This is a genomic window from Micromonospora sp. NPDC005206 (genome assembly GCF_040608175.1).
Classification (GTDB): Bacteria; Actinomycetota; Actinomycetes; order Mycobacteriales; family Micromonosporaceae; genus Micromonospora.
Map to the genome: position 1 here is coordinate 253,699 of NZ_JBEXHU010000003.1, position 11,893 is coordinate 265,591.

7 protein-coding genes are annotated in these 11,893 nt (G+C 72.2%); 3 read left to right on the forward strand and 4 right to left on the reverse strand.

The window, feature by feature from the left end:
* Nucleotides 1-63 precede the first annotated feature (63 nt).
* Both ABZU69_RS05365 and ABZU69_RS05370 read left to right on the forward strand, forming a co-directional pair.
* Nucleotides 64-1,272 carry a DUF349 domain-containing protein gene (locus ABZU69_RS05365; protein WP_354963166.1) on the forward strand — a complete coding sequence of 403 codons (1,209 nt, stop codon included), beginning with the start codon at nucleotides 64-66 and terminating at the stop codon, nucleotides 1,270-1,272.
* Between the two features lie 424 nt (nucleotides 1,273-1,696).
* Nucleotides 1,697-3,277, forward strand: coding sequence for a cellulase family glycosylhydrolase (locus ABZU69_RS05370; protein ID WP_354963167.1), 1,581 nt, complete (start codon nucleotides 1,697-1,699; stop codon nucleotides 3,275-3,277).
* Nucleotides 3,278-3,374: 97 nt separating this feature from the next.
* On the opposite strand, the gene miaB is transcribed toward ABZU69_RS05370, so the two are convergent.
* Complete coding sequence (gene miaB / locus ABZU69_RS05375; protein WP_354963168.1) at nucleotides 3,375-4,868, reverse strand: tRNA (N6-isopentenyl adenosine(37)-C2)-methylthiotransferase MiaB; 1,494 nt, start codon at nucleotides 4,866-4,868, stop codon at nucleotides 3,375-3,377.
* 219 nt (nucleotides 4,869-5,087) lie between these two features.
* Here miaB and ABZU69_RS05380 point away from each other — a divergent pair, with 219 nt between their 5' ends.
* Complete coding sequence (locus ABZU69_RS05380) at nucleotides 5,088-5,996, forward strand: alpha/beta hydrolase (RefSeq protein ID WP_354963169.1); 909 nt, start codon at nucleotides 5,088-5,090, stop codon at nucleotides 5,994-5,996.
* A 70-nt stretch (nucleotides 5,997-6,066) separates the two neighbouring features.
* On the opposite strand, the gene fxsT is transcribed toward ABZU69_RS05380, so the two are convergent.
* The 3 genes from fxsT to ABZU69_RS05395 are packed head-to-tail and all read right to left on the reverse strand — an operon-like array spanning nucleotide 6,067 to nucleotide 11,881.
* A complete protein-coding gene (gene fxsT / locus ABZU69_RS05385) occupies nucleotides 6,067-9,936 on the reverse strand; it encodes an FxSxx-COOH system tetratricopeptide repeat protein (RefSeq protein WP_354963170.1) in 3,870 nt (1,289 codons plus the stop codon).
* Nucleotides 9,933-11,225 (reverse strand): TIR-like protein FxsC, encoded by a 1,293-nt coding sequence (locus ABZU69_RS05390; protein ID WP_354963171.1) that lies wholly within the window; start codon nucleotides 11,223-11,225, stop codon nucleotides 9,933-9,935. The genes fxsT and ABZU69_RS05390 overlap by 4 nt, the downstream gene beginning before the upstream one ends.
* Complete coding sequence (locus ABZU69_RS05395; RefSeq protein WP_354963172.1) at nucleotides 11,222-11,881, reverse strand: TIR-like protein FxsC; 660 nt, start codon at nucleotides 11,879-11,881, stop codon at nucleotides 11,222-11,224. Before ABZU69_RS05395 ends, ABZU69_RS05390 begins: the two co-directional genes overlap by 4 nt.
* Between the last annotated feature and the right edge of the window lie 12 nt (nucleotides 11,882-11,893).

Consider the following 11,893-nt stretch of genomic DNA (forward strand, 5'->3'; position numbering starts at 1 on the left):
TGGCTGCGCCGTGGCGGCGACGGGGGACGGTTCCCTCGACGCCGGGAGAACGAGGATGGGCACATGAGCGACTGGACTGCCTTCGGACGGGTGGACGCGGACGGCACCGTGTACGTCAAGACCACCGAGGGCGAGCGGGTGGTCGGATCCTGGCAGGCGGGAGCACCGGAGGAGGGCCTCGCGCACTTCGCACGGCGCTTCGCCGATCTGGTGACCGAGGTGGACCTGACCGAAGCGCGGCTCAACTCGGGTGCGGCGGACGCCGGGCACTCGCTGAGCACGATTCGGCGGATCCGCGCCTCGCTGCCCGAGGCCCACGTGGTCGGCGACATCGACGCGCTGGCCGCGCGGCTGGACAAGCTGGCCACCCTCGCCGAGGAGAAGGCCGGCGAGGCGCGTGCCGCCCGGGACGCCGCTCGCGGCGAAGCCCTGGCCCGCAAGACCGCGCTGGTCGAGGAGGCCGAGAAGCTCGCCGCCGAGTCAACCGGCTGGAAGACCGCCGGCGACCGGCTCAAGGAGATCCTCGACGAGTGGAAGACCATCCGCGGAGTCGACAAGAAGGCCGATGGTGAGCTGTGGAAGCGGTTCGCCGCCGCCCGGGACGGCTTCACCCGGCGCCGGGGCGCCCACTTCGCCTCCCTGGACGCGCAGCGCAAGCAGGCGCAGACCGCCAAGGAGGAGCTGGTCGCCGAGGCGGAGACGCTCAAGGACTCCACCGACTGGGCGGCCACCGCCAACCAGCTCAAGGAGCTGATGACCCAGTGGAAGGCCGCGCCGCGCGCCTCCAAGGAGGCCGAGCAGAAGCTCTGGGAACGGTTCCGGGCCGCGCAGGACGCCTTCTTCAGCCGGCGCAGCGAGGTCTTCTCCGCCCGCGACAACGAGCAGCGCGCCAACCTGGAGCGCAAGCAGGCTCTGCTGGCCGAGGCCGAGGCACTGGACATCGACGCCGACCCGAAGGGCGCCCAGGCCAAGCTGCGGGACATCCAGGCCCAGTGGCACGAGGCCGGCCGGGTGCCCCGGGAGGCCGCCGCCGGGCTGGAGCGCCGGCTGCGCGTCATCGACGACAAGGTCCGCGAGGTGATGGATTCGGCCTGGCGCCGGACCACCAAGGAGGACAACCCGCTGCTCGCCCAGATGCGGTCGCAGGTGGCGGAGGCCGAGGACCGGCTGGCCCGGGCGCAGAGCGCCGGGGACGCTCGCCGGATCAAGGAGGCCGAGCAGGCCCTCGCCGCCAAGCGGCAGTTCCTCCAGCTCGCCGAGCAGGCCGGCTGACCTGACCTGAGCCTTCCGGAGCCCCGGTCCCGCACGGGACCGGGGCTCCGGCGTATCCGCACCCCGCACGCCGCCCCAAGGTCGCACTGGATCCTGGTTGTAGTGGCATCCACCCCAGGGTGAGACCACTACCTCCAGGATCGAGCACGATCATGCGGGGTGGGAGCGGCAGCCGGGGCCTTGTTGACGCATCGAGCTGGGCTGATGAGAATGGGCGCCGGAGCCAGGTTGGGTCACCGGCACGAGGGCGACGACGGCGGGACACCGCCGTCGGGGGTCGTCGGTGAGCCTCCGCGAGTGTCCCCGTCCGCGTGACCTCGGCCGTCGCGCACTGTCCGCGTACCCCCAAAGGGACCGTGGCGTGCGGACGGCCGCCCGCCCGCGCCGCCCACGGCGGGCGCCGGGCCTCCGAAGTGGAGCTCGCATGTTCCGTCCCACCGCACTTGGCGGCGCGCTGACCGCGCTCGTCACCGCCGCGGCCGGCGTGTTCATCGCCGCCGTCAGCACCAGCCCGGCCGCCGCAGCTGGAACCGGCACCGGGTACCTGCACACCAGCGGCAACCAGATCGTGGACAGCACCGGCACCACGGTCCGGCTGACCGGCATCAACTGGTTCGGCATGGAGACCGACAACAAGACCTTCCACGGGCTCTGGTCGAGCAACCCGTGGCGGGGGCAGCTCGACACGATGGCCCGGCTCGGCTACAACACGCTGCGCGTGCCGTACTCGAACGACGCGCTGAAGCCGGGCGCGACCGCCAGCGGGATCAACGACTTCGTCAACCCGGACCTGGTCGGGCTCTCCCCGTTGCAGATCCTGGACAAGGTGATCGAGTACGCCGGGAGCAAGGGGATGCGGGTCATCCTGGACCGGCACCGGCCGACGTCGGCGGGGCAGTCGCCGCTCTGGTACACCTCGACCGTCTCCGAGGCAACCTGGATCAACGACTGGAAGATGCTCGCCCAGCGGTACGCGGGCAACCCCACGGTGATCGGCGCGGACCTGCACAACGAGCCGCACGCCGAGGGCACCAACCCGGCGGCCATCGGCGCCTGCTGGGGCTGTGGCGACCCGGCCCGGGACTGGCGGCTCGCCGCCGAGCGGGCCGGCAACGCGATCCTCGGCGGCCAGCCCAACTGGTTGATCTTCGTGGAGGGGGTGAGCTGCCCGAGTGGCGGCCTCTCCAACGTCTGGGATAACGACCCGAGCAACGACGAGGATTGCGGCTGGTGGGGTGGCAACCTGTCCAAGGCCGGCCAGTTCCCGGTACGGCTGGACGTGGCCAATCGACTCGTCTACTCACCGCACGAGTACGCCACGTCGGTCTACCGGCAGAGTTGGTTCGACGCGCCGGACTATCCGGCGAACATGCCAGCCATCTGGGACCGGTACTGGGGTTACCTCCACAAGCAGAACATCGCGCCGATCATGATGGGTGAGTTCGGCAGCACGCTGGCCGACCCGAAGGACCGGGTATGGCTGGAGAAGCTGATGGCCTACACCGGCACCGCGGTCACCGGGATGTCCTTCACCTACTGGTCGTGGAACCCCAACTCCGGCGACACCGGCGGCATCGCGCTGGACGACTGGACCAGCATCAACACCACGAAGCAGGCGATCCTCCAGCCGTACCTGATCGCGCCGTCCGGCGGCACCGGCCCGACGCCACCCACCGGCGGGCCGAGCAACCCGCCGACCGGCGCCTGCTCGGCCACCTACCGGCAGGTCAATGCCTGGCAGGGCGGCTTCCAGGGCGAGTTGACCGTGCGGAACGCCGGGTCGGCCGCGGTGAACCCGTGGTCGGTGACCTGGAGCTGGCCGTCCGGGGTGACGCTGGGGAGTGGCTGGAACGCCACCGTCACGCAGTCCGGTACGACTGTCACGGCCGCGGCCCCGAGCCACGCTCCGTCCCTGTCGGCGGGCGGGTCGGTCACCGTGGGCTTCACCGCCAACGGCACCGCGAGCGCCCCGGGCACGGTGCGGCTCAACGGCACCGGCTGCTGAGCTGCCGGGACTGCCCGGATCGCGATCTGACCGGCGCACAGTGAAAGGAAGGGCCCCTTGTTATCGCCGGGCGATAACAAGGGGCCCTTCCTTTCACTCAGTGGGCGGCGCAGCCGCTGGTGGGCGCGGCCGCGACCGCCGGGGCGCCGATCGTGGGCAGGCCGAGCAACACCCCGCGGGTACGCGGGGAGCGGCCCGCCTCGGCGGCGTCGCCGGCCCGGGTCCGCCGGTGCGCCAGCGGCGCGCCGTCGGCGTTGAGGTGATGCGGGGCGGCGTACGTCACCGCGGTGTGCACGATGTCCCCGGGTCGGATCTGATCGGCCAGCGACACACCATCGGACGCCGTGGTCGCGAAGTGCACCAGCCGACCGTCGCGGGCTCGGCCGGACATCCGGCCGGTCCGCTCGTCCTTGCGACCCTCGCCGACCGCGACCAGCACCTCGACGGTCTCCCCCACCAGGCGCTTGTTCTCCGCCCAGGTGATCTCCTCCACGGTGGCGACCAGCCGCTCGTAGCGCTCCTGCACGACCTGCTTGGGCAGCTGATCGTCCATCGTCGCCGCCGGGGTGCCGGGGCGCTTCGAGTACTGGAAGGTGAAGGCCGAGGAGAACCGGGCCTCGCGAACCACGTCCAGCGTCCGCTGGAAGTCGGCCTCGGTCTCGCCGGGGAAGCCCACGATGATGTCGGTGGTGATCGCCGCGTCCGGCATCGCCGCCCGGACCTTCTCGATGATCCCCAGGTAGCGGTCGGACCGGTAGGACCGGCGCATCGCCCGGAGTACGTCGTCGGAGCCGGACTGCAACGGCATGTGCAGCGAGTGGCAGATGTTCGGCGTCTCGGCCATCGCGGCGATCACGTCGTCGGTGAAGTCCTTCGGGTGCGGGCTGGTGAACCGGACCCGCTCCAGCCCGTCGATGTCGCCGCAGGCGCGCAGCAGCTTGCCGAACGCGTACCGGTCGCCGAACTCGACACCGTAGGAGTTGACGTTCTGCCCGAGCAGGGTCACCTCCAGTACGCCCTCGTCGACCAGGGCGCGCACCTCGGAGAGGATGTCGCCGGGGCGGCGGTCCTTCTCCTTGCCGCGCAGGGCGGGCACGATGCAGAACGTGCAGGTGTTGTTGCAGCCCACCGAGATCGAGACCCAGCCGGCGTACGTGGATTCGCGCCGGGTCGGCAGCGTGGACGGGAAGACGTCCAGCGACTCCAGGATCTCCACCTCGGCGGCGGCGTTGTGCCGGGCCCGCTCCAGCAGCACCGGCAGCGCACCGATGTTGTGCGTGCCGAAGACCACGTCCACCCAGGGCGCCTTGCGGACGATCTCGCCACGGTCCTTCTGGGCCAGGCAGCCGCCGACCGCGATCTGCATCCCGGGGTGCTTGTCCTTCACCGGGCGCAGACGACCGAGGTTGCCGTAGAGCCGGTTGTCGGCGTTCTCCCGCACCGCACAGGTGTTGAAGACGACGATGTCGGGGGTGTCGTCGGCCGGCGCCGCGCGTACGTAGCCGGCCTGTTCGAGCAGGCCGGAGATGCGCTCGGAATCGTGCACGTTCATCTGGCAGCCGTACGTCACGACGTTGTAGGTCCTAGCCACCCTCTTGGTGCCCCTTCCCCTCGGGCTACCAGGGTAGCGGCCCCGCCGGCGGGCCCAGCCGACCGGCATTGACCCGGTGACCCATGGCGGGGGCCCACGACGGGCAGTACGCTGCACAACAAGAATGTGTTCTGGGCGATTTCGGGGGCTTTGCACTCGGCGCCGCCGATGCGCGGCTCCGCACTCGGGGGAGCACATGACGACCCGCGGGAGGCAACCGTGACGCGACAACATGCGGCACAGCGCTCCGTCGCCACTCCGGACGGCCGGCACCTCGCGGTGGAGACCTCCGGTTCGCCGGACGGGCCCGCGGTCTTCCTGCTGCACGGTACGCCGGGCAGTCGCAGCGGTCCCCGCCCTCGCGGCATCGTCCTCTATCGCCTCGGCGTGCAACTCGTCTGCTACGACCGGCCCGGTTACGGCGACTCCTGCCGGCATGAGGGTCGACGGGTGGCCGACGCGGCGGCCGACGTGGCGGCCATCGCCGATGACCTCGGCATCGAGCGGTTCGCCGTGGTGGGCCGCTCCGGCGGCGGGCCGCACGCCCTGGCCTGCGCCGCGCTGCTGCCGGACCGGGTCACCCGGGCGGCCGTGCTGGTGGGGCTCGCCCCGGCCGGCGCACCCGACCTGGACTGGTACGCCGGCATGTCGGAGAACAACGTCGAGGACTACGGGCAGGCCGACGAGGACCTGGCCGAGCTCACGCTCAGTTTGCAGGTCCGCGCGGAACAGGCCCGGCGGGATCCGATGACGCTGCTGGAATTCCTCCGCCCCCAACTGCCCGAGGCGGACATCCGGGTGGTCGACGACATCGCGATCCGCCGGCTGCTGACCGACATGTACGCCGAAGCGCTGCGGCACGGCCCCGAGGGCTGGATCGACGACGTGCTGGCGATACGACGGGGCTGGGGGTTCGACCTCGGCGCCATCCGCGCGCCGGTCCGGTTGTGGCACGGCGAGCAGGACCGGTTCTCCCCGGTGGAGCACTCCCGGTGGCTCGCCGCGCGGATCCCGCACGCCGAGGTCCAGGTGCAGGCCGGCGCCGCGCACTTCGGCGCGGTGGAGATCCTGCCGCAGACCCTGGCCTGGTTGGCCACGCCGGAACTCGCGGCCAGCCCGCAGCTGTAAGCCCGAGCCGCACCACGGCCACGGCGGCCCGGACGGCTGGACCGCCCGCCGAGCCGCCTCCCGCCGTCGGTCAGAACGGGTGCGGGTCGATCACCCGGACGACGAACCGCCGCTCACGCAGGGTCTGCACGGTCGGATGCTCCTGGCCGAGCACCTCGGCCAACCGGTCGGCCACTGCGGTAACGGCCTCGGCGGGAGCGCCGTCGCCGGCGTGCCTCGACACCAGGGCGAGATCACCGAGGCAGCGCAGCGTGTCGGGGTGATCCGCGCCGATCACCCCGGACAGCCGGTCGGCGGTCTCCCGCAGCCGGTCCCGCGCCGGCACCCACTCTCCCTCCTCGGCGGAGCACACCGCCTGGTTCACCTCGGCCGCCAGGGTGTGCGGGTGTTCGGGGCCGAGCACCTTGCGCAGCTCGCCGACCGCACGCGTGGCCGACGCGAGGGCCGCCGACCGACGGCCGACCGCACGTTCGGCGGCGGAGATGTTGCTCAACGTCGCCAGGGTGTGCGGATGGGTGGGGCCCAGGCGCAGCTCCTCCTCGTACGCCTGGCTGACCGCGATCATCTCGGTCAGTGCCCGGACCGCGTCGCCGACGGACAGCAGGTTCGCAGCCCGGCTCGACCGGCACGCCACCGTGTCCGGATTATCCGGGCCGAAGCGCTCTTCGAGCTTCCGGTAGGCCGACTCGAACATCGGCGCGGCCTCGCCGGCCCGCCCGGCACTGCGCAGGGACACCGCCAGGTTGACCTGGGCGCCGAGGGAGAGGCCGTCGTCGGGCCCGAGCACCTCGCAGTACGCGTCGTGGACGGTGCGCAGCAGGGTGGCCGACCGCTCGTACTCGCCGGCCTCGCGCAGGTCGCTGCCGAGGCGGACAGCAGAGATCAGCGTGTAGGGGTTGGTGGGGCCGAGCACCAGCCGCCGCCGCTGGTGCACCTCGTCGTCCCATCGGCGGGCCGACCGGTAGTCGCCGACCAGCCGGTACGAGACGGCGAGGTTGTTGGCCGCGCTCAGCGTCCGGGGATGATCCTCGCCGAACACCTGGAGCCAGGAGGCGTAGGTGGACCGGTCCCGTTCCAGCGCCTCGGCGTACCGGCCGAGCGCCCGCAGGTCACCCGCGAGGCTGCCGGCGGTCATCAGACTGTGCGGGTGCAGATTGCCCAGCAGCCGGCGCTGCTCGGCCAGCACCGCCTCGTCCAGGTCGCGGGATTCGTCGAACCGACCCAGGCTGCGCAGGATGTTCGCCCGGTTGAACCGCAGGTGCAGCAGCTGTCGACCCAGCGCCGTGGCCTCGCCCTCGTCGTCCAGACCCGCCAGCCGGGCAGACCAGGTGTCGTCCACCAGCCGGCTGAACCCGTCAGCCTGCTCCAGGCCGCCGCGCTGCCACAGGTAGCGGACCCGGTCGATCAGCAGCTGACACACCGACTCGTCGGGGCAGGTCACCGCCTCGGAGACCTCCAGGTGTGGCCAGAGCATGCGCAGCCGGGGCCAGGTGGTCGGGTCGTCGACGTCGCCGCGGGGTCGGGACGCGGCGAGCACCAGGTGCGCCTGATGCCGGGCGGTGACGATCTCGTCGTCGGTCATCCGGTCCCGAACCACCGCCTGCAGAAGCCGGTGCACCTGGACCCGACCGCCCTGGACATCCAGTTTGAGCAGCGCCAACCGGTTGATCTGCTGGATCAGTGCGCCGCGCACGAGCCGCTCCGACACCGACGGGTCGAACGGCACGAGGGCCGCCGCCATCTCGTCGCTGTAGATCAGGTCGAGGGCGATCTCCGGAGCCAGCACCGAGCAGAGCTGCAACAGCCGGTACGCGGCGGGCGCCTGATCGTGCAGCCGGTTCAACGACAGGTCCCAGGTGGCCTCCACGGAGAGCGCGCTGGGCCCGTGCCGCTCGATCTGCCGCAGGTAGTCCGCGACCGACGTGCCGGTGTCGGCGAGCCACGCGCCGGCGGCGGCCACGGCGATCGGCAGGTCGCCGAGCGCCTCAGCCACCCGATCGGCCTCCTCGGCGCTGATCGTGGGCACCCGCTGAGCGAGGTGGGCGACGCTCTCCGTCCGGTCGAAGACGTCGACCTGGATGGGGTTCGCCCGATCGCCCCAGGCGCGGTTGCGGGAGGTCAGCAGGACGTGCCCGGGCCCCTGTGGCAGGAACGGCTCGATCTGGTCGAGTTCCTCCGCGTTGTCGAGCACGACGAGCCACCGCTCGTACGGCTCGCCCCGGCCCAACACCTGGAGCACCGACCGGACGGTGTCGGGCAGGGTGGGCCCGGCGGCGATGCCGAGCCGACCGGCGAGGTCGGCCAGCGCGGTGTCGACGAACTGCGGCGGGTCCGCAACGATCCACCAGACCACGTCGTAGGCGGCCTTGAACCGGTGCACGTACTCCAGGGCGACCTGGGTCTTGCCGACGCCGCCCATGCCCTGCAGAGCGACCGGCAGCACCACCGCGCTGCCCCCGCTCTGCAACTGCCTGCGCAGTTGCGCCAGGTCGTCCTCACGGCCAGTGAACCGGGCGTTCCGGTTGGGCGCGTTGAAGATCAACGGCTCGGCGCCGGGATAGCGGGCGCCGCCGCCCGCCGGGCCGTCCGCTGCTGCGGGCACCGGCCGGCCGACCAGCCGCAACACCCGCTCCACAGCCGTCGCGACGCTCACGTTGACCAGGTTGGTCGAGCTCTGGGCCGGGAACTCCGCCAGCGGGCGCAGATCGGCAACGTACACGGCGAGTGCCGTCGAACCGGTGCTGGTGTCGCGGGCCGGCAGGCCACCGGACGGCGTCGCCACGTAGGCCGGCGAGACCACCGTCAGCGTGCGCGGGGCGGGCGTGCCGGCGGACCCGACGGCGGACGCGGCGTCCACCACCCGCATCCCGGCCGCGCTGAGCACCCGCTCCAGCCACTCGGCCCAGATGGCGTCCTCCGGGGCGCAGCGGAGCACGATCTGGTCGTCGATCGCCTCGGTACGCCGGCGGAAGCGGGCCTTGCCCCGTTCCCGCACCGACTCGTCCATCACCGGCAGCGCGGTCACCGCGCCGTCGGTGAGGATCCCGGTCAACGTCTCGAACGCGGCCAGCAACGACGTCGGCGAGCCGGGCGGGTCGCCGAACGTCGCCAGCGTCTCCTCGTACGCGTAGAACGGCCGGTACGGGACCTCCACCGCCGCCCAGTACCGGCGCCGCTCCGCCTCCGTCATGCCCGTTGGCAGCCCCGCGAACCGGCGCATGGCCAGCAGGCGGCCGGCCTCGGCGCGCTCCTTCTCGGCCTGGTCCACCCGCATCGGCACCGGCAGGACCCGGATGTCCCGCCGCCGGTACCGGTCCCGCACCGAGTGCGCGACCCGGGCCGCACCGTCGATGCCCTGGTCGCTGAGGGTGAAGCAGTCGACCAGGGTGTCCGGCAGGTGCAGGGTGCAGATGTCGGCGACGTCGCTCAGCCCCGTCCGGCTGTCGATCAGGGTGAAGTCGTACTGCCGCTTCATGTCCGCCCGCAGCGCCTCGAAGAACTGCGCCCCGCCCAGCCGGTTGTAGAAGTTGTCCCAGTCCAGCCCGCTGACCGAGACGGCGTAGTCGCTGTTCTGCCGGCCGGCGGAGAGGAAGTCGAGGCCGCCGCCGTCGGGAAAGTTCCAGCGCAGCGAGAACGCGTGGCGGCCGACCCGGGCGTACTGCTCCATCCACCGCTCGGGGCGGTCGTCGGCCCGGGTGGTCTCCCACTCGTAGTCGCGGATGAGGTCGATGACGCCGCTGGTGCCCTGGATCGCCTCGGCGTCGAGGAACGGGTGAAAGAAGCGGTGCAGGCCGGGTGACTCGAGGTCCCAGTCCGCGACCAGGACCCGCCGTCCGCTGGCCGCCAGGATCCAGGCCACGTTGGCCAGCGCCATCGTCCGGCCCGTTCCACCCTTGAACGAGTAGAAGGTGACGACCTGGCCTTCGCGATCGTTGCTCATGGGGTCTCTCCGTGGGGACGCGGTGTCGCCGGATCATCGGGCGGGGACGCAGGGTCGGGCAGAGTCGCCGGGCCGGGGTTGGGCGGCACGTCGCGCAGGCTGGGCACCGGCTCCGGCGGGGGGAAGGCGACGACCGGGGCGTGCTTGAGGAACTGGCGGCGGGCCTCGGTCACCAGCGCCGGCATCAGGTCGACGAACTCCCGCATGGTGCACGCCCGCTTCACCTGGGGCAGGCCGGCGTCGTGCAGCAGCTCGGTCACCTCGGTGGCCCATCGGGCGGTGTCCTGCGCATCGTCGTCGTCGGTGACCACCAGCGGGACGACCCACTCCCGCAGGCCGTGCAGCAGGCCTTCGACGGTGCCGAGCGCATCCGGTGCCGTCACGATCCACGGGTCGACCAGCAGCACGGCCGGTCTGCGATCGAGCAGCCCGGCGGCCTGCGCGAAGTCCGCCGTACGCGCCGACAGCCCGAGCCGCTCGGCCGTGCTGGCCGCGTATTCGGCGGCGGGTAGTTCCTGACGGCTGCCGTACGGCCGCCAGAGCCGGCCGCTGGCCGCGTAGCCGGCGGGATCACGGTCGGCCGGCAGGCGGTCCCGGGTGGGTGCGAGGACGGCGACGACGAAGTCCGGGTCGGCCGGTGCCGGGCGGGTGACCTCGTCCAGGCCGGGTGCCCGGGACGGGCCGAGCGGCCGCCGCTCGGCGGTGTGCACGACCCGGCCGGCCAACCGGCTCAGCAGGAGTTCGTACTGTGTCCGGTAGGAGGCCAGCATGCAGAGCGCGCGCAGGCCGTTCTCGGCGTACTCCGGGACGTCCCGGCCCAGGTCGAGAGCGCCGTCCAGCTCCGGATGGGTCTCCCACGGTGGGAAGGGGATCCACAGCACCGGGGTGAGGTGGCCGGCGGCCGCCCGGGCCGGCCCGGCGGCGGCCAGCCGGGCCGGCCCGGCGGCGGCCAGCCGGGCCCGGAAGGACTCCTGTTCCCCCAGCGCCCACGGGCGGCTGAAATAGCCGGGCGAGTAGAGCGGGACGAACACCTCCGCGGCACCGAGCGCCTCCGCGAGGGCCGCCTTCCAGTCGGCGCCCAACGGGATGTGCTGGTCGAAGAACCCGATCCGCATCCCGGCCACCGGCTTCGCCTGGCGGGTCACCTCGTCGGTCAGGTCGGCGAAGAACTTGCCGACCCACACGTCGGTGTCGGCCTGGGCGCCCTGCGGCGGAGCGGAGTGGGCATAGCTGAGGAAGAAGTACGTCCCCAGATCCGCCGCCTTGCGTCGGCCCGCCGGCGGGCTCATCCGGGCTCCTCAACGAACCGGTTGCACAGCTCGTCCACGCTCGCCGGCACCCAGGGCTCCACCAGGTACGACCGGTGGATGGCCACGATCCGCTGGGCGAGCCGCCAGACCACCGCCCGGTAGGCGTTCTCCCACTGCATGGTCAGCAATCCGTAGACCCCATCCCGCTGGTAGTGCACCGCGATGTCCGGGTCCGGCATCGCGGTCGGGGAGAACCGTTGGATGTCGCGGAGCACCCGGGGCAGTGGCGTGCCGTCCGTCGGCGACCAGGTGACCGGCACGATCGCCGTCTCGTGCGCCGAGGAGGCACCGGGTCGCGGGACGATCCGCCGGCGGGCGAAGGCGTCCCACTCCCGGCCACACCAGTCGCTGCCGAGCAGCGCGCTGGACACCAGCGGAACGAAGACCTGGCAGGTGCCGGCGGCCTGGAGCAGCTCGGGGCTCCAGCGTTCCCCGCCGGCGATGGAGCTGTCCAGGAAGCCGGGATCCACTCCGGTCACCGGGCCGACCAGCTCGCTGACGTGGACCGACAGGTCCTTGTAGAAGCGGGAGATGTTCTCGGCGGGGTTGCCGGTGACCCAGTGGATCGGCGGCAGGGAATAGCTGAGAAAAAACAGCGGGGCGCGCGCGCCAGAGCGTGGGTCCACTGTGCTCACCGCAGTCCCTCC

Coding starts and splice junctions, on each gene's coding strand:
- ABZU69_RS05365 (WP_354963166.1), top strand. CDS start 64: ATGAGCGACTGGACTGCCTTCGGACGGGTGGACGCGGACGGCACCGTG.
- ABZU69_RS05370 (WP_354963167.1), top strand. CDS start 1,697: ATGTTCCGTCCCACCGCACTTGGCGGCGCGCTGACCGCGCTCGTCACC.
- fxsT (WP_354963170.1), bottom strand. CDS start 9,936: ATGAGCAACGATCGCGAAGGCCAGGTCGTCACCTTCTACTCGTTCAAG.
- ABZU69_RS05390 (WP_354963171.1), bottom strand. CDS start 11,225: ATGAGCCCGCCGGCGGGCCGACGCAAGGCGGCGGATCTGGGGACGTAC.